A 16622-nucleotide genomic window follows, 5' to 3' on the forward strand; every position below is an offset into this window, starting at 1 on the left:
CGCTCTCGGATCGCCCGACAGCACTCGACGGGGTCAGCGTCGCGGGCCGATCCGGCGATCACGACGCAGCCGACGCTCTCGAGGTGCGCCAGACACGCGTCGGCCGACCGAACTGTTTCGGTCGCGACGCCGCGCTCCTCGAGGGCGCGTTCGACGGCGGCTCCCGCATCGGCAGTCGCGCCGATAATGCGGGCGCTCGGTCGGGTATCCGTTCCCATTCCCTGTATTCCAGTCGACACCAACGAACGCCGACACTATTACTGTTCGACTCGACTCAGATGCTGAGTCGTCGTCCGCTGTCTCCCGTGTAGCTCTCGAAAATAGGTGACCCAGTGGTTCTCTACCGTGTTAGGACGATTCGAAACCCCGGAGGACTCCCTGCCCGTCGGTCGGACCGACGTCGGGAAGGGTCGCGCGCTCGGGGTGGGGCATCAACACCGCGACGGACTCGCGCTCGCCGAGGATGCCGGCGACGTTGTGCTTGGACCCGTTCGGGTTCACGTCGGGGCCCGTTTCGCCGTTTTCGTCGCAGTACCGGAAGAGGATCCGTTCCTCGTCCTCGAGGGCGGCCAGTCGATCGTCGTCGATCTCGTAGCGACCCTCGCCGTGAGCGATGGGGACTTCGATGACCTCGCCCTCGTCGTAGGCGGCGGTCCAAGGCGTGTCGTTGCGCTCGACGCGCAGGAAGACGTGTTCGCACTGGAAGCGGGCGCTCTCGTTGGTCGTGAACGCACCGTCGGTCAGACCGGATTCGCAGCCGATCTGTGCGCCGTTACAGACGCCGAGCACGGGAACGCCGTCCGCTGCTGCCTCGCGGACCTCGGCCATAATCGGCGAGCGGGCCGCCATCGCCCCCGCGCGGAGGTAATCGCCGTAGGAGAACCCGCCGGGAAGGACGATCCCCGTCGTGTCCTCGGGGAGCCCGTCCTCGTGCCAGACGATTTCCGCGTCGATCTCGAGGTGTGCGAGGGCGCGTTCGGCGTCGCGGTCGCAGTTCGAGCCGCCGAAGCGGACGATCGAGACCGTCACAGGCGACACCCCCCGGTGTTTCGGCCGACGGACTCGATCGTCGTGATCGAAACCGTCACAGTCGCCACCCCGTGGGGTTACGACAGACGGTTTCGATCAGTGTATATGCGACGGTCATCTACCGCTCGTCGACCTCCACGTCGTAGTCGTGGATCGTCGGGTTCGCGAGCAGTCGTTCGGCCATCTCGTCCGCTCGCTCGCGCGCGCCGTCCGCCGAGTCGGCCTCGAGGTCGACCTCGAACCGGTCGGCCGCCCGCAGCTCCTCGAGTTCGAAGCCCAGCCGCTCGAGGGCTCGCTTCGTGGTCTCGGCCTCGGGATCGAGAACGCCCCGTTTGAGTCGAACCGTCACCGTCGCGGTGTAGGCGGTCATTACCTGATACCCCGTAACCGTGCTCAAAAACGCTTTCGCCTTGGTCCCGTAATGCACGTTCGTGAATACTGGTGAGCTACTGACGGCGGACGGACCGCGTCGCCGGTTTCCGGTCGGCAGTCGCCCGGTGGCCGATGGGGGTCGCCCGACGGCCGAGTTACGTCACTCGCGCGACGACGATGTCTCCCGTCGCGTGGACGGTGACCGTGTACGCGTCCAGCTGAAACGATACCTGTCCGGTGTTGCGGCCCGCGGTTCCGTTCGTCGGCTGGAAGAGCGTCTCGAGGCTTTCCGGGTTGATCCGATCGTAGAGCCGGTCTACCTCTGTCGGGTCGATTCCCGAGAGCTCCGCGACCGTCGAGACGATCGTGTTGGTAAGCGAGTCCGTCCCCGTCCAGTCGTGTGAGACGAACGCCGTCTCCCGGTCGCGATCGATACGTGATTGGCTGTGATCGTGTGGTGTTACCGTCATTGTGTTCACCCTTCGGCTGGCGACTGTCACTGTGCGTGACTGAAAAATCGTTCCACAGTAACCGGCATAAAACCCTGTCAGACATATTACATCGCGTTGTACGACAAAATAAACGAATTCAGGAGAGGGGTGAGGGACTGACAGCGACCGTCCGTCATACGTCTGACGAACGCGGTGTCGTGACTGAGACCTGTGCCTTCCGCGGCGAGTCGTCCGTGAGTGAACCGGTGCGATGACCGGCCGCTGATCCGTGATAGACGACCGTTTCAGCGCTCGATAGGCGGAAATAGGTTGTCGACGTGCTGACGACACGACGCTCGGCGCCTGTTGTCGACACCTCATTACCATACCGTCCGCGATGGAACCGACCGTCAGCTTCACGGACTCTCCGCATCGTTTCAGAGACGACTGTGCCGTCCGAAGCCCGCCTCGCGGGCGATTCTCACGCACCTCCACGGAAAGCAGGACTTTTAGCCGCTCGTGGACTGAGTTTCGTCGTGATGACGCGACACTCGCTCGAGCGGAGGTGGCAGCGGTGACGACCGACGTGACTGAGATCACGGTGATCGGAGACGACGACACTGGTCTCATTGCCCGGGTGACCAGCCTTCTGTTCGAGCGCGGAATTAACATCGAGGACCTCGATCAGGCGGTTCGCGACGACGTCTTCCGGATGTATCTCGCCGTCGACACCGCCGACATGGTCTGTACGGAGGACACGCTTCGGAACGACCTCCGCGACCTCGGTGACGACCTCGGACTCGACGTGCAGGTTCGATTCCCCGCCGACCGCGAGAACCAACAGATCGCCGTCCTCGTCACGAAGGAAAGCCACTGCCTCGAGGCGCTGTTCGAGGCGTGGGCCAACGACGAACTCGGTGCGGACATCGGCGTCGTCATCGGCAATCACGACGACCTCCAGCCGCTGGCCGAGCACTACGACGTGCCGTTCCACGACATCGGCGACGAGGGCGGCCAGCAAAACGAAGACCAGTTGCTCGAACTCCTCGCGGAGTACGACGTCGACCTGATCGTGCTCGCGCGGTACATGCGGATTCTCAGTCCGAACGTCGTCTTCCGCTACGAGGACCGAATCATCAACGTCCACCCCTCGCTGCTGCCGGCGTTCCCCGGCGCGGAAGCCTACCGGCAGGCCGTCGAGGAGGGTGTCCGGGTCGCGGGCGTCACCGGCCACTACGTGACGACCGACCTCGATCAGGGGCCGATTATCACCCAGCGCGCGTTCGACGTCCCCGACGACGCCGACCTCGACGAGATGAAACGCCGCGGCCAGCCCCTCGAGGCCGACGCCCTGCTCGAGGCCGTCCAGCTTCACCTGAACGGTGACGTCTCGGTCCACCGCGGCCGAACGTCGGTTCGAGAGAACGGCACCGACTACCAGCTCGGTCTCCCCGAGGAAATCGAGGAGTTCTCGCCCGACCGGCCAGTCGACGGGATCGGTAGCGTGGTCGCGAAGGAGCAGTAGCTGCGCGGGTATACCGTCGGCCTGGCGTTCGCTTTCTCCGATTGCGCGACGACACCGGGGTGTTTGTTGGACCCCGTCGACTACCGGAAACTGCACGCCGACTTGCCCGACTACTACCAGTCGGTCCTCGAGATGACGGAGACAAACATGCTCGACACGCACCTCCTCTGGAACGCGATCCTCGAGTACGAGATGAACGAGGATCGTCCCGATGGCGACGGTCTCGCACCGACACGTGATCTCAACGACGTCTCCCACCTCCACGAACTGTGGCAGGAGTGTGGGCACCCGACGCCGGCGAACCCGACGAGGAGTACGTCGTGTTCTTCCGATCGCCCGCGATCGACGACCGCATCGTCGACCAGTCGGCCGTTTTCTCCTTCCAGTCGGATCCGCGACTCGTCCTCGATCAGTGGCTCGAGGATCGTCCCGACTGTTACCGAAAGATCATCATCCCGGGCGATCGCAACCTCGAGTTCCGAGACAAACTCGAGCAGCTGAACGTCAACCACCGGACGCTGTTCTCCGGTCTCGAAGGGCCGGCGACCTGGCTCAAGCAGTACTATCAGCCGCAGTCGGAGAGCGACTCGAGCGGATAAACGATGGGATTATCGTCGTTTCCGGAGGTCGGTGAGCGCTCCCACGCAAACGACCGCCGTCGTGACGTGCATCCCGCCGAGGATAGCACCGGCGACGAGGCTTCCGCCGGGCTCACCGGGGATGACGGTGAAATCAGGAACCAACGAGAGGAGGAGGACGATCGCCGCGACGGCTGCGAACAGTCGATCGGGGTTGGCGGCGACTCGCGTGAGGACGCCGTAGGTCACGGTCGCACCGACGACGCCGAGGGTAGTAAACAGTGAAACGGGGCCGTAATTCAGTGCCATCAGCTCAGGGGCGATGCCGCCGGTGTTCGCCCCGAACACGATGAGCCAGTTGATGAGCAGCGACAGGACGAGCGCTACCGCCCCCGATAGCGCGAGCTCTATCACGGCGGCCGTTCCGGACGATGACGAAGCGTTCGTTTCCGCAGCCATGTCCGCGTATGCAATTCGGACGGCGAAAAGCATTCTGAACACGTTCACATATTGATCTACTTCGCGAGCAGCCGTTCGAAGAGCATTCGTCCGGAGAGCCCTCCCCGGCGCCGAAGCTTTCAGTCGCGCCCGTGCCGGGTCAGACACTTCGGAAGCCCGGTCAGTTCGACCGGTTCCGAATTATCGGGCGAGTAGACGACCATCTGCCCCTTCTCCATGTATGGGACCTTGGACTCGAGGTTGCTGGGAATATTCACGCTCTTGATGGCCTCCTTGTCGCCGAGATTCAACACGACTGTCGTGTTGATCTGTTTGAACACGGCGTCGTGAATATCCTGCGGGTCCTGCGTGATGAGAAAGAGGCCGAGGCGCTCTTTCCGGCCCTGTTTGGCGGCCTCGGTGAACTTATTGATGACCTTCCCCGCCTGCACGGAGTCGGCGTCGGTCAGGAAGTTGTGGGCCTCGTCCATCCCGAGGACGAGCGGCGTCTCCTTGATCCGGTCGTAGTCCGGGTCGTTCGAGAGCTTCTGGTCGATGATGAGCGAGGAGACCGCGAGGACGATGGCCTCCGTCGCTCGGGTGTCGTTGATATGGTAGGTCGGGACCACGGTGAGCCCGCCGGGGCGGACGAACTCGTGGACCAGCTCGGTGATCGGCCGGGCGTCCTGATCGAAGACGTGGCCGAAGCCGAGCACGCGCCGCCGGACCGCGTCGAAGGTCGCCTCGTGGACCCGACCGGACTCGTCGAGCTCCTCGCGCAGCGCGGGGTCGTCGAGGAAGGTGGTGAACTCCTCGTACGTGCCGCCGTTCCCGTACTGTTTGCGGAACCGCGGCAGGAGCACGCTGACGAGCGCGCCGTACTGGTTGTCGTTCAACCCGCTGCCCGCGACCAGCCACGGATTGTCGTGGACCATCGCGAACGGAATCGTGAACTCGACCTGCTGGGCGCGGTGGTGGCCCGCGGCGTACGACGCCGAGCCGACCTTCGGGACGAAGGCGGTCGTGTCGTCGTGGCCGCCGTAGGCGATGTCCTCGCGCTCGAGGCGGCGCGCGAACTCGTCGTCCAGCTCGGGATTGTCGTCGTGCATCTGGGCGTACTCGTCCTGCGGGTCGAACTGGACGACGGCGGGGCTGACCTCGCGGCCGTCGTCCATCGGATAGGTCCGCTCGTCGTCGAGGTATTGACGGAGAATGTTCTTCGCGCCGTGGGTCTTCCCCGACCCCGTCCCGCCGGCGATCAGGGAGTGGCGGAAGACGAGCGGGTCGCCCGCGTCGTACTCGTCTTTCAGCCGGTAATCGATGGTCGGCGGGGTGGCCGCGGTCCGCACCTTCTCGCCGCCGACCGAGAGATGGCCGAGGAAGACGCCGTCGTCGGGTATCTTCAACCCGGTCTTGATCTCCTCGGTGTCGTCGGCCCGCCGGATCACGGTTTGCGGTTTCGGCACGCGGTCGGTCATCCGACGTTTGAGTTCGCCGTCGTCGCCGGACTGCGTCCGGTTGCTCGCGGAGCGTTGCTCCGTGCTGTCGTCGTAAAGGACGGCGATGGGCTCGAGGCTCGCGACGAACTTGTAATCGGACTCGTCGATCTCGTCGGTCCGCATCGCCCGTCGGGCGTGGATCTCCGTCGCGTCGTCGGCGTGGTACTGCTGGGCGTACTCCAGCCCCGTAATGCGACAGAACAGCGTCTCGCCGTCCGGGTACGGTGCGAGCAGGTAGCTCCCGATGCGAATCGACGAGCGATTGCCCCGGGTGACGTATGCGCGAAGCGTCGTGTCCTCGCCGTCCTCGTCGACGCGCAGTCCCTGAGAGACGCAGATCGCCCCGATGCCGACGTCGTCGCCGCTCGGTTCGACGGTCGTCGGTTCGAACTCGGCACTCGTTCCGTCAGCCGTCGAACTCGTTGTCGACGATTCGGTCTCACCCGAGGACGACGGCGACGAGCCGCCTGCGTCAGCCGATACGCCGTCTTCGGTATCGGCGTCGGCGTTAAAACTGCCGAAGTCTCCCAGATCGCTCATACCAACCCCATCCGGCCCATCCCTAAAACGCGTTTCCCTCCAGCTGTCCGGACTGTTTATTCTCGGCGACGGTCACGAGCGGCGACTAACAGGAGGGCCGCGAGCACGATCGCCGCGAGCGCGAGTCCGGCTGTGAAACCCGGAATCGGCCCACTGCTTCCGTTTTCGGCCGCCTCATCGTCGTCACCGTCGATCGCGATGGTCACGGATTCGTCGACGACGGCGATCGGCCAGTCGCCGGTGAGGGTTACATCGGTCTCGTTGAACGAAATCGTCGTCGTGCCGGCAGGCGCGTCCGCGGCAACCTGAACGGTCAGCGTCGCGATCGTTCCTGACCCGGACGTCCCGCCTGCAGCCGGCTCGCGGCGCTGCTCGAGGGCCGCCCGTCCCTCCTCGTGGGCGATCGTCTCCGTCGTCCGAATCTCGGACTCCTCACCCTCGAGCCACGGGCCTCGTTCGATATCGGAGACCTCGACGGAGTCGGGATGGTACTGAGCGACCAGCGCGACTCTCGAAACGCCCTCGCCACCGTGGCCGCCCTGACTCCGGAGGGTGACGTCGATCTCGATCGTCTCGCCGGGCGCGGCCTCGACCGTCCGTTGCTCGGGCGAGAGGATCGCGACCTGATCGATCGCGGCGGCCGTTCCCACGACGCCCATCATCGAGAGAACGAGCAGGACGGCGAGACCGATACTGACAGCGATGCGAGCGACGCTCGTCGGGACATCGCGGTCACCGTCCTCGCGTTCGGGAGGCATTTTGCGTCCTTCCTACGCGGAGGAGCGGGAACACTGTACCGTTCTGGCGACCGAAACGCGAACGGTGTGCAGACTGATGGATAGAGTCAAAGTGCGTAAAGATCGGACGGACGACGGCTATTAAACGATCGAGACGATATCGTCCTGCGTAACCACCTTCGACTCGTAATCGTAGTTGACGACGCCGACGTCCGACAGCGCGGGGAGGTGGGAGTGGTGCAGTGCGACCGCCGCCCGGTCGGGATCGGAAAACGGCCCCCCGTCGCGTGCGCTGAGACGAGCGGCGAGTTGCTCGAGTGAAAGCGAGCGGTCGTCGTCCTCGAGGGCGGCCAGCAGGCGCATCCGGACGGGGTCGACGATGGTTTCGAGCAGCCCCTCGGCACGGTCCGCCTCGCACAGCTCGAGGAGGACGGAGAGGTCCGCGGGGTGAACCGGCGATTCGTCCACGAGCGCGACGCCGTCGTCGTCCCAGTCGACGATCTCGTAGTCCGCGAGTCGCGGCAGGTGATTGTGGACGAGGCTGATGCGAACGTCGTGTCGCGCCTGTCCGTTCGAGCGAGGGGGTTCCGTTCGGTCGATCAGTTCCGTCGTCAGTTCCGGCAGGGAAAGCCGCGCTCCTCGGGTCCCGAGGACCTCGAGGATGCGAAGTCGGCGGGGGTGGCGAAGAATCTCGTAACTCTCCATCGGAACGTCGGAGAGTGGATCGGGCATGTCGTCGCCGAGGTGTACGTCCGAACTCATTACTCATACCAACCTCTGCAATGGGGATAAGATCATTTCCAAAACGATTTGGGCCGGAAAATCGACTGTTACTCGCGTAACGATGCGGTAACCCAGTGAACTGGCCGTCAACGGAAGATATAGGAAATTTCCGTTGGTTACGGAAATATACTTTTGTGGAAGTTTTTCCTACTAGGAATAAAAACGTGTTTCGAATACTACAACCGCCGCGTCGTACTCTCATCGTACCATCAGTATACTGATCACCTTGGCGTCGATTACCGTTGGAAGGGCGACGAAGTTGCCGCAGTGGACGACGAACCAGAGCGCGCGGACGAGTGCTCGCGCGTGCAGCGGAATCGTCCCGCGGCCGGCGCGAGAGTCGGCTGACGCGGTCGGTGAGCGATCATCGAGTTCAATCACCGTGACCGGTTCCGAGAGTCCTGACTGAAACGAGCGAACAACCGCGGGTCGGGTGACCCGTACAACCCTCGCTGTTTGTCGGAGATACCGATCACAGATAGGACCAACTGAAACGATTCAGACACTGATCGCACAGTAGTCGCGCGATCAGGTGTGCAGTGACTTGCAGTGGCTACTATAGTCCGCGGTGCTTGCTCACTCTGTTCGCTCACGGTTCGTTTCACTCACCGTTCGCGTCCCCGCGGTTCTCGCTCACTCTGTTCGCTCCGAACCGCGCAGCGCTCCGAACCGCGCAGCGCTCCGAACCGCGCATCGCTCCGAACCGCGCTCCCGTTGCGCGGTCGGGTGTGTGCGCCGTCCGGCCGCCGCGATAATTCTCATCGCACGGTGGATAGCACGGTATTTTTGCGTCCTCGAGACGTACGATATCGTATGCTTCTGGTACGCGGTCGTGCCGGCGGGACGGAGCTCACCGGCACGCTGTACGAACGGGGCGAACGAGCCCCCTCGTTCCGCGGCGCACCCGACGAAGACGCCGCGTACGTCTGGGTCTGTGACGAGTTCTACGAGGTCGACAGCGGGGGGTCGACCCAGCTGGTCGACGGTCGGGAGGTGAATCTCGCCTTCGAGTCACCCATGCCCCGCGGCTTCGACACCCGCGAACAGGCCGTCGAGGGAGCCAGGGAACACGTCCGGACGCAGTTCGCCCGGATCGGAATCGACCCCGACGACGTCACCCTCGAGGTCGAGAAAAACGACGGCTAATACTCGGCCCGTGGAGTCCGGTTGTCGTCTCCTGTAGTGATATCCTCGAGCGATACGTGGCGTTCCACAGTATACCGTCGGTCGCCGTATCGAGGACTATAGCTATGCTACTCGCGTGCGTATGAATACCATGATAAGCAGAGGCAAAAATTCGCCGCTCGACGATATCGAGTTCCTCGCGCGCTCGGACCACCGCGTCGCCGCACTCAATGCACTGGCCACGCGTCCGCAGAGCCGGACCGACCTCCGGGAGCTGACCGGGGTTTCACGGTCCACGGTCGGGCGTACCCTCCGAGAGTTCGAAGAGCGACGCTGGATCAGGAGAGAGGGACACCAGTACGAGGCGACACAGCTGGGCGGGTTCGTCGCGTCGGGAATGCGGGAACTGATCGACCGCCTCGAGACCGAGCGGAAGCTCCGCGACGTCTGGCAGTGGCTGCCGATCGAGGCGAGCGGCTTCTCGATCGAGATGGGGTCCGATGCGGTCGTGACGGCCGCCCGGACCGACGATCCGTACCGCCCGGTGAATCGATTCGTGGAACTGCTCCGGGAGACGGACCGGTTTCGGTTCGTCGGGTTCGATTTGGGTTTGCTCGAGCCGTGTAAGGACGAACTCGCTCGACGAATCGTCGACGGGATGCGAACGGAGATCATCGATCCGCCGCGTGCCGCCAGACACATCCTCTCGGCCTACCCGGAGCACTGTTCCGAGCCGGTTGCAAGCGGGAATCTCGCGGTCCGAGTCCACGACGACGTGCCGCCGTACGGAATCGCTCTCTTCGATCAGCGAATCGGGATCAGTGGCCACAGTCCCGACAGCGGGACGGTTCGGGCATTGATCGATACCGACGCACCGGAAACGCGCGAATGGGCGGAATCGACGTACGAGTACTATCGGCGCGACTCTCGACCGCTCGTTCCCGAATCGACTACGGAGTGACCACAGAGCGACCGGCGAGTCGACCGCAGAGCCACTCGAAGACGGTCCGGCGGCTTCGGTACCCGCATCGACGGTCGACGCTCGAGGGGACGCTATTCTCGACCGAAAGGGCGATCCGGAGTGCCGATATGCCGCTCGCTTTCGGCCGGTGATCGCCGGTCAGCGTCCGCACGGGAATCACCCGCTGCGCGAAACCCATCGGATGCCTACACGATCCTCCGCATCGTAGTCTCTCGCCGGGAGGCGAAAACGAGACCATGACCAACGATCTGCAAACGGAAAACAGGACGGCGGCACTAGAAGTAGCGTGTGAGACGGCGGTTTCGGGCTGTGTCTTCCGCATGCGTACCGAGGCGGACGACAGGGAACGCCTGCTGGAAATCACGCGAGACCACGTCAGAGAACAGCACGGAAAAGCGTACACGCTCGAGGAGATCGAGGAACAACACGTGAACGAAGTCGAGGTCGAAATCGAGACGGGGGAGACCGATGAGTCTGAACAGAACGACGGCTGAGCGACACGAGGCCGACTACGAGCCCGGCCGGGGGCTGCGGATCGGATCCCTCATGATGGCGCTCGCGGGCGTCGCCTTCGTCGGGTACGGCGTCGTCTTCCTCGCCAGGACGTTCTTCGGCACCGGATTCGAACTCGGCGTCGCGACCCTGAACGGGGTCACCCCGGCGGAGCTCGACGCGATCGATCCCGCGATCATGCACTACATCAACCATCTCCACGTCGCGACTGCGGCGTTTATCATCGCCACCGGGATCGCGATCGCGGCGCTCGCGTGGTACGGCGTCCGGAGCGGGCAACTGTGGGCGTGGGCGACGGCGATCGTCGCCGCGGTGATCGGGCTGGCCCTCGCGCTCCCGATGCACTACGCCGATCTCTTCGCCCACGACTGGGTGACCCACCTCGGGCCCATCTACCTCGCAACGATCGTGTTCGTGGTGGGGGCCGTCCTCGCCTACCGAGGAGTCCGATCCGAACCCCAGCTGGCGGAAACCGGCGGGAATACCGAGGCCTAGTGACACGTTCTCTTTTTCGATGGTTGCAGTTACGCGCCGTTTAATAGGGCTGTTCGTCCCACCGATGATCGTCGTAGGTCCGATCCTGCGCCGCGTCGAAGCGGTCCTCGAGCGTCTCGCGGAGCGACGCCTTCTCGGCGTTACTGATCCGGGCGAGTTCGTCGGCTTTCGCGACGATCGTCGGCGGTCCGTGGGCGACGGCGACGTTCTGTAACAGTTGCATCGTCAGCCGCTCGCGCGTCTCCGGATCCCTCGTGAATGCGTAGGGGGCCTCGATCCGATAGCAGAGGTCGTCGCGCGGATCGTAAACGACGAAGAAAGTGACCTCGTAGGCCTCGCGCTCGAGGCGTCGTTCGACGCCGAGCGCGTCTCCCTCGGCCGACAGCGGCCGGTCGACGCCGCCTCGAGACCGGAACCAGTTCGTGTAGGTGAGCGCCGACGTGTCCCGTTCCCAGCGATCTCCCTCGACGTCGTCGACGTACTCGCCGCGCTCGAGCAGGCGAGTGAAGAGCGCCGAGTCGTCGCTCCACGGGACGCTGAGATCGACGTCGCGTTTGGACTTCAGCGTCCGCGTGAGGACGCGCGTCGCGGGATTCTTGACGAAACCGACGAGCGGGACCGCCCGGTCGACGAACGTCTCGACCAGCCGGACGTAGTTCTCGAGGACCGTCGTCGGTCGCGGATCGTCGAGCAGGAAATCGGCGAGGTCGGGGTGCTGGTCGGCCCAGCGCAGCAGTCCCCGCGGGTACAGCGGACCGTCGAGAACGAGCAGGTCCGACACCGCGTCGGCGTGGTCGCGAGCGTGCGTGCTCTCGGCGAGGTACAGCGCCAGCGCGTGGACGACGCCCTCGGCGAACCGCGGCAACGGCGGGATCTTCACCGCGCGACTCCGGCTGTATCCCGCGTCGAACTTCCCCCACGTCTCGTCGACGGTCATCGTCTCGTCGTTGGAGTGGACCGTCATCACGGTCGTTCGCGACCGGTGGAGGTCGAGATCGCTCGGGGTCGCGCTCATCGCCGCCTGCGCGATGTCGATGACGAGCCCGTTCTTGAACGTCGTCGGGTTGATCGTCCCCGCGTCAAGGCCGTGTTCGGTCGGGAACTCGCGGTCGTCCAGTGCGATCGCCTCGCAGTCGACCAGCCGTCGCGCCCGCTCGTCGACCGGCTCCAGAACCGTCCGTCCGTCGTGAACCAGCGGGTCGAGGAACTCCGCCCAGACCGTCTCGGCGAAGGCGCGGCGGTCGCGCTCGTCGGTGCCGTGATCGATCCGCCCTGCGAGCCGCGCGATGCCGTCGAAGTGGACCGGATCGAGCGTCATGGCAGGGGGCTCCCACCCGACCCGCAAAAAGGCAGTGATCGCCGGTCGAGTGAACGATAACTCGGCCGCGAGTAAAATAGTATCAGAAAACGTATATATGGGTACCTCGAGACCACAGCTAACTCGATGTCCGAGCGAGAGCCGGCTGCCATCACCCGCGACGACCGTGCGATCAACTGGCGAGCGACCGCGTCCGGGGTCACCCTCTTCGAGGAGGGAAACCCGGAGGCCTGGATTCGCGCCGAATTCGAAGCGGGCGTCGCGCCCGAACACCGCCTGTTCATGATCTGTGACGAGTGCGGTGCCGTGTTCGCACAGCGAGTGAAACCCGGGAAGGGGACCACCTGTGGCGACTGCGGTGCGACGTTCGACCACGACGGGGACGCGACTCGGTCGTCGCACTGACGGCGGTCGGCGACCGCTCTCTTACTTCGACCGACAGCGACGAGCGACACGGCCACACGAATAGAGATTTCAGCATACAACAAACTTATGCAGGTCGACACGAGACCCGAGAGGGCACTGTCTAGTTAAGCGATTCTAACGTCAAACGCCGTTTCAGCGTCTGTCGAAGCAACACCGATGGGATCTGGGACCATTACTGTTTATGGGACGTTTGCTGAAGCAGCCGAATTTTCGCTGCTCGTGGAACAGGGTCTCTTTATGTTAAATCATAGATGGTAATTTCACAACCGATACCGTCACTTCATTGTCGTCCTGTCTTGCGGTTTCCCTTATCTAGACAGTACCCCCGAGAGCGAACGATCGAGAGTAGACGATGGATCAAACCCTCCCCACCACCGTGCGGAATCGATTGTCGAACGCACTGGATAGCAGCTCGCAATCGGTCACACGCCGGTTCGAAATCGACCTGCGAGCGCTCGCCGCGTTCCGTATCGCAGTCGGAATGCTGGTTATTATCGATCTGCTACTTCGGTCCCGGAACCTCACGGCCTTCTATACGGACGCCGGCGTGCTTCCGCTCGAGGCGCTGTTTTCGGACTACTCGCCCGTCTACTCTCTCCACGCAATCTCCGGAGCGGCGTGGGTACAGGCGCTCCTGTTTCTCGCCGCCGGCGTCGTCGGCCTCTCCCTGGTCGTCGGCTACCGAACCCGGTTCGCGACGGTCGTCTCGTGGCTCCTGCTGGTCTCGTTGCACGTTCGCAACCCGATGCTGCTGAACAGCGGCGACGTCCTATTGCGGATGCTCCTCTTCTGGGGCGTCTTTCTCCCCCTCGGAGAGCGCTGGTCGATCGATGCCCGCCGAAGCGATCGGGATCGGTCGACGGTGGCCTCCATCGGAACGATGGCAGTGCTGTTGCAGATGTTACTCATGTACGTGACGAACGCCATCCACAAGACCAGAAGCGACGTGTGGATGGGCGGTGACGCGCTGATCGAGGTCTTCCAGGCCGATCACCTCACGATCCTGCTCGGGAACGTCATCGCTGAGCAGTTTCTCCTGTTGCGCGTCGCCTCATACGTCTGGATGACGCTCATCCTCCTCTCGCCGCTGCTCCTCGTACTGACCGGCTACCGACGGGCGACACTCGCGTCCTGCTTCGTCGGCATGCACCTCGGCATGCTCGTCATGCTCAAAATCGGGATCTTTCCGCTCATCTCCGTCGCCGGACTGATCCTGTTCTATCCGTCGGTCGTCTGGGATCGGTTGGAGACGGTGGGAGCTCGAGTCGGACTCTCGTCGTCTCTCCGTCGCGGTATGACGCGACTTCAGCGGAACGCGCCGCGACTCTCGCTCCCGTTGCTCCCGGCGGATCGGGATCCGTTACCCTCGCTGACTGCCGTCACGTCCCGTAGTCACGTCCTGTTCTCGACGATCGTGCCGTGGCTCTTCCTCGCGCTCGTCGTGCTCTCGAATGCCGAAGCGGTCGATTACACTGAGGTTCCTGACCCCGCCGAAAACGTCCTCGATACGGCCCACGCCGGCCAGAGTTGGCGGATGTTCGCACCGGATCCGACCTCCGACGCTCGATGGCTCGTCGTTCCCAGTGAGCTCGAAAACGGTGAGAAAATCGATGTCTACCAGGGCTCGGCCGTCGACTGGGACAGACCACCGTCCGTCGAAAACACCCACGAGACGGCCCGGTGGCGCAAGTACGTCTCAAACATGCGATACGCCGACAACGAAAACCACCGCTCGTACTACGCCAACTACCTGTGTGGGCAGTGGAACGCCTCCCACGAAATAGGCGTCGAGCGGGTTACCGTCTACGGGCTGACCGATAAAGCCGCCCCGTACGAGGAGCCGGACATCGCGAAGTACGAACTGCTCGAGTACGACTGCTCGGGCGAGTTTATCCAGAACGATTGATCGTCATCTCGGCGGACAACGACAGGTAGTTAGGCTGCGCCGGAATCCGAACAGACATGGAAGCTGCGCTGATCGTCCTCGACGGCTGGGGGCTCGGTAACGGCGGCAGGGACGCGGTCGCCGCGGCCGAGACGCCGGTCTTCGATCGACTAGCGGAATCGGGCGCGTACGGACGGCTCGAGGTCGCGGGCCGACGCGTCGGCCTGCCGGACGGCCAGATGGGCAACAGCGAGGTCGGCCACCTCAACATCGGTGCGGGACGAGTCGTCTATCAGGAGTACACCCGAATTTCTGATTCGATCGCCGATGGCTCCTTTCGGGAGAACGACGCGATCAATACGGCGTTCGAGCGAGCCCGCGAGAACGACGGCCGCGTCCACTTTCTCGGCCTCGTCAGCGACGGCGGGGTGCACTCAGATCACGAACACCTCCACGCGCTGATCAGACTGGCGGCCGACCGCGACGTCGAGGCGGTCACCCACGCGATCACCGACGGCCGGGATACCTCGCCGACCGGCGGTCGCGAGTATCTCGAGACGCTCGAGGACGTCGTCGCCGACCACGGCACGGGCGACGTCGCGACAGTCTCGGGCCGGTACTACGCGATGGACCGCGACCAGAACTGGGAGCGGACGAAGCGAGCCTACGACGCCATCGTGAACCGCGAGGCCGAGTGGACCGCCGAGTCGGCCGTCGACGCCGTCGAGGAATCGTACGACCGCGGCGAGACCGACGAATTCGTCGAGCCGACCGTGATAGCGAGCGAGGCGCGTAGCGCCTCGGAGAGCGAACGGCGAAGCCGTGAGCAGGGCGGGCCGGCGCTCGAGGACGGCGATTCGGTCGTCTGGTTCAACTTTCGATCCGACCGCGCCCGGCAGCTGACCCGGATGCTCGCCGATATCCGACCCGGTGACTGGGCGGACGCGTTCGAGACGAACCCGCCGGACGCGGAAGTCGTCATGCTGACCCAGTACGACGAGACGTTCGACCTCCCCGTGGCCTACCCGCCGAACCAGCCCGAACAGGTGCTGGGCGAGGTGCTGGCCGACGCGGGTCGAACGCAGCTCCGGATCGCGGAATCCGAGAAGTACGCCCACGTCACCTACTTCCTCAACGGCGGCCGCGAGGTCGAGTTCGACGGCGAAATTCGGAAGATCGTCGAGAGCCCCGACGTACCGACCTACGACCTGCAGCCGGAGATGAGCGCGCCCGAAGTGACGGACACGGCCATCGAGACAATCGAGTCGGCGGACCCCGACGTGCTCGTGCTCAACTACGCCAACCCGGACATGGTCGGCCACACCGGCGACTACGAGGCCGCGATCGCGGCCGTCGAAGCCGTCGACGCGCAACTGGGCCGCCTGGTGGAGACGCTCGAGGACGCCGGCGCACACGTCCTCATCACTGCCGATCACGGCAACGCCGACGACATGGGGACCGAAGAGGATCCCCACACTGCGCACACGTACAACCTCGTCCCGCTCGTTTACGTCGCTCCTGACGGCACTGCAGGGGGGCGGACGGTCCGCGAGGGTGGCACCCTCGCCGACATCGCGCCGACGATGCTCGAGGTAATCGACCTCGACCAGCCCCCCGAGATGACCGGCGAGTCGCTGCTGGAGTAATCGCGGGGCTGCTACGATTCGGTTTTACGCGATTCGTCTTATGCGAGATTGAGCAACGGCACGACGCCGAACCAGCACAGAAAACTCAGCGAGGCGACCATCAGTCCGTCGATGCGGACGGGTTCCGTCCGATCTGACAGTCGGTTCTGCAGGAGCCAGACGATCCCGAACGCGTGGGGCACGCTGAGGAGGACGAGCGGTCCGTAGGCGCTGTCAGCGACACCCAGCGCTGCCCAGACGATCGCCGTCAGGCTCGCGAGTATCGCGGCCGCCATCGCCACCGTCGCGGCGCCGTCGATG

Annotated in this window: 20 protein-coding genes and 1 pseudogene; 9 read left to right on the forward strand and 12 right to left on the reverse strand. The window is 64.1% G+C overall.

Features of this window, described 5'->3' with window-relative positions; all coding sequences use genetic code 11:
- From PGX04_RS12830 to PGX04_RS12845, 4 genes are all read right to left on the reverse strand, one after another.
- Positions 1-218: hypothetical protein (locus tag PGX04_RS12830; RefSeq protein ID WP_273738862.1), on the reverse strand; the 218-nt coding region annotated here is incomplete at its 3' end.
- 130 nt (positions 219-348) lie between these two features.
- Positions 349-1029: a phosphoribosylformylglycinamidine synthase I gene (gene purQ / locus PGX04_RS12835; RefSeq protein WP_273738863.1), complete on the reverse strand. Its 681-nt coding sequence runs from the start codon at positions 1027-1029 to the stop codon at positions 349-351.
- Positions 1030-1147: 118 nt separating this feature from the next.
- Complete coding sequence (gene purS / locus PGX04_RS12840) at positions 1148-1399, reverse strand: phosphoribosylformylglycinamidine synthase subunit PurS (protein WP_273738864.1); 252 nt, start codon at positions 1397-1399, stop codon at positions 1148-1150.
- A 157-nt stretch (positions 1400-1556) separates the two neighbouring features.
- Positions 1557-1871, reverse strand: a complete 315-nt coding sequence (locus PGX04_RS12845) for a HalOD1 output domain-containing protein (protein WP_273738865.1) — start codon at positions 1869-1871, stop codon at positions 1557-1559.
- A 526-nt stretch (positions 1872-2397) separates the two neighbouring features.
- Between PGX04_RS12845 and PGX04_RS12850 the strand changes: the two genes are divergently transcribed.
- Both PGX04_RS12850 and PGX04_RS12855 read left to right on the forward strand, forming a co-directional pair.
- Positions 2398-3357 (forward strand): formyltetrahydrofolate deformylase, encoded by a 960-nt coding sequence (locus tag PGX04_RS12850; RefSeq protein WP_273738866.1) that lies wholly within the window; start codon positions 2398-2400, stop codon positions 3355-3357.
- 278 nt (positions 3358-3635) lie between these two features.
- The gene (locus PGX04_RS12855) at positions 3636-3956 is read left to right on the forward strand and encodes a hypothetical protein (protein ID WP_273738867.1); all 321 of its coding nucleotides are present in this window, start codon (positions 3636-3638) and stop codon (positions 3954-3956) included.
- 9 nt (positions 3957-3965) lie between these two features.
- Here the strand turns inward: PGX04_RS12855 and PGX04_RS12860 are convergent, their stop codons facing one another.
- The 5 genes from PGX04_RS12860 to PGX04_RS12880 all read right to left on the reverse strand — a co-directional run bounded on the left by PGX04_RS12860 (position 3966) and on the right by PGX04_RS12880 (position 8313).
- Positions 3966-4394: a DUF6069 family protein gene (locus tag PGX04_RS12860; RefSeq protein ID WP_273738868.1), complete on the reverse strand. Its 429-nt coding sequence runs from the start codon at positions 4392-4394 to the stop codon at positions 3966-3968.
- A 119-nt stretch (positions 4395-4513) separates the two neighbouring features.
- Positions 4514-6412, reverse strand: a complete 1899-nt coding sequence (locus tag PGX04_RS12865; RefSeq protein ID WP_273738869.1) for an ATP-binding protein — start codon at positions 6410-6412, stop codon at positions 4514-4516.
- Positions 6413-6468: 56 nt separating this feature from the next.
- The gene (locus PGX04_RS12870) at positions 6469-7170 is read right to left on the reverse strand and encodes a cohesin domain-containing protein (protein ID WP_273738870.1); all 702 of its coding nucleotides are present in this window, start codon (positions 7168-7170) and stop codon (positions 6469-6471) included.
- Positions 7171-7290: 120 nt separating this feature from the next.
- Positions 7291-7911, reverse strand: coding sequence for a DUF7344 domain-containing protein (locus PGX04_RS12875; protein WP_273738871.1), 621 nt, complete (start codon positions 7909-7911; stop codon positions 7291-7293).
- 219 nt (positions 7912-8130) lie between these two features.
- Complete coding sequence (locus PGX04_RS12880; RefSeq protein WP_273738872.1) at positions 8131-8313, reverse strand: hypothetical protein; 183 nt, start codon at positions 8311-8313, stop codon at positions 8131-8133.
- Between the two features lie 432 nt (positions 8314-8745).
- Between PGX04_RS12880 and PGX04_RS12885 the strand changes: the two genes are divergently transcribed.
- The gene (locus PGX04_RS12885) at positions 8746-9078 is read left to right on the forward strand and encodes a DUF7113 family protein (RefSeq protein WP_273738873.1); all 333 of its coding nucleotides are present in this window, start codon (positions 8746-8748) and stop codon (positions 9076-9078) included.
- Between the two features lie 130 nt (positions 9079-9208).
- Complete coding sequence (locus PGX04_RS12890) at positions 9209-10018, forward strand: helix-turn-helix transcriptional regulator (protein ID WP_273738874.1); 810 nt, start codon at positions 9209-9211, stop codon at positions 10016-10018.
- Here the strand turns inward: PGX04_RS12890 and PGX04_RS12895 are convergent.
- Positions 10008-10217: a hypothetical protein gene (locus tag PGX04_RS12895; RefSeq protein WP_273738875.1), complete on the reverse strand. Its 210-nt coding sequence runs from the start codon at positions 10215-10217 to the stop codon at positions 10008-10010. The two genes, PGX04_RS12890 and PGX04_RS12895, sit on opposite strands and share 11 nt — an antisense overlap.
- Before the next feature lie 58 nt (positions 10218-10275).
- Between PGX04_RS12895 and PGX04_RS12900 the strand changes: the two genes are divergently transcribed.
- Together PGX04_RS12900 and PGX04_RS12905 are read left to right on the forward strand one after the other, a co-directional pair.
- Positions 10276-10533, forward strand: coding sequence for a DUF1059 domain-containing protein (locus PGX04_RS12900; protein ID WP_273738876.1), 258 nt, complete (start codon positions 10276-10278; stop codon positions 10531-10533).
- Positions 10508-11047, forward strand: a complete 540-nt coding sequence (locus PGX04_RS12905) for a hypothetical protein (protein ID WP_273738877.1) — start codon at positions 10508-10510, stop codon at positions 11045-11047. Before PGX04_RS12900 ends, PGX04_RS12905 begins: the two co-directional genes overlap by 26 nt.
- 40 nt (positions 11048-11087) lie before the next feature.
- Here the strand turns inward: PGX04_RS12905 and PGX04_RS12910 are convergent, their stop codons facing one another.
- On the reverse strand, positions 11088-12365 hold the full coding sequence (locus PGX04_RS12910; protein ID WP_273738878.1) for a DNA double-strand break repair nuclease NurA: 1278 nt from the start codon (positions 12363-12365) through the stop codon (positions 11088-11090).
- A gap of 126 nt (positions 12366-12491) precedes the next feature.
- Between PGX04_RS12910 and PGX04_RS12915 the strand changes: the two genes are divergently transcribed.
- The 3 genes from PGX04_RS12915 (at position 12492) to gpmI (ending at position 16322) form a co-directional block, all read left to right on the forward strand.
- Entirely contained in the window at positions 12492-12770 is a 279-nt protein-coding gene (locus PGX04_RS12915; RefSeq protein WP_273738879.1) for a hypothetical protein, read from the forward strand.
- 373 nt (positions 12771-13143) lie between these two features.
- Positions 13144-14697, forward strand: a complete 1554-nt coding sequence (locus PGX04_RS12920) for an HTTM domain-containing protein (protein ID WP_273738880.1) — start codon at positions 13144-13146, stop codon at positions 14695-14697.
- 56 nt (positions 14698-14753) lie between these two features.
- Complete coding sequence (gpmI, locus tag PGX04_RS12925; protein ID WP_273738881.1) at positions 14754-16322, forward strand: 2,3-bisphosphoglycerate-independent phosphoglycerate mutase; 1569 nt, start codon at positions 14754-14756, stop codon at positions 16320-16322.
- A 38-nt stretch (positions 16323-16360) separates the two neighbouring features.
- On the opposite strand, the pseudogene PGX04_RS12930 reads toward gpmI, so the two are convergent.
- Positions 16361-16622, reverse strand: a pseudogene (locus PGX04_RS12930) (NAD(P)H-dependent oxidoreductase); the annotation flags it as partial.

The organism is Natrinema soli, from assembly GCF_028618695.1.

Coding starts and splice junctions, on each gene's coding strand:
- PGX04_RS12885 (WP_273738873.1), top strand. CDS start 8,746: ATGCTTCTGGTACGCGGTCGTGCCGGCGGGACGGAGCTCACCGGCACG.
- PGX04_RS12900 (WP_273738876.1), top strand. CDS start 10,276: ATGACCAACGATCTGCAAACGGAAAACAGGACGGCGGCACTAGAAGTA.
- PGX04_RS12915 (WP_273738879.1), top strand. CDS start 12,492: ATGTCCGAGCGAGAGCCGGCTGCCATCACCCGCGACGACCGTGCGATC.
- PGX04_RS12910 (WP_273738878.1), bottom strand. CDS start 12,365: ATGACGCTCGATCCGGTCCACTTCGACGGCATCGCGCGGCTCGCAGGG.
- PGX04_RS12875 (WP_273738871.1), bottom strand. CDS start 7,911: ATGAGTTCGGACGTACACCTCGGCGACGACATGCCCGATCCACTCTCC.
- PGX04_RS12860 (WP_273738868.1), bottom strand. CDS start 4,394: ATGGCTGCGGAAACGAACGCTTCGTCATCGTCCGGAACGGCCGCCGTG.
- purS (WP_273738864.1), bottom strand. CDS start 1,399: ATGACCGCCTACACCGCGACGGTGACGGTTCGACTCAAACGGGGCGTT.
- PGX04_RS12890 (WP_273738874.1), top strand. CDS start 9,209: ATGATAAGCAGAGGCAAAAATTCGCCGCTCGACGATATCGAGTTCCTC.
- PGX04_RS12920 (WP_273738880.1), top strand. CDS start 13,144: ATGGATCAAACCCTCCCCACCACCGTGCGGAATCGATTGTCGAACGCA.
- PGX04_RS12865 (WP_273738869.1), bottom strand. CDS start 6,412: ATGAGCGATCTGGGAGACTTCGGCAGTTTTAACGCCGACGCCGATACC.
- PGX04_RS12870 (WP_273738870.1), bottom strand. CDS start 7,170: ATGCCTCCCGAACGCGAGGACGGTGACCGCGATGTCCCGACGAGCGTC.
- PGX04_RS12905 (WP_273738877.1), top strand. CDS start 10,508: ATGAGTCTGAACAGAACGACGGCTGAGCGACACGAGGCCGACTACGAG.
- gpmI (WP_273738881.1), top strand. CDS start 14,754: ATGGAAGCTGCGCTGATCGTCCTCGACGGCTGGGGGCTCGGTAACGGC.
- PGX04_RS12895 (WP_273738875.1), bottom strand. CDS start 10,217: ATGGGTTTCGCGCAGCGGGTGATTCCCGTGCGGACGCTGACCGGCGAT.
- PGX04_RS12845 (WP_273738865.1), bottom strand. CDS start 1,871: ATGACGGTAACACCACACGATCACAGCCAATCACGTATCGATCGCGAC.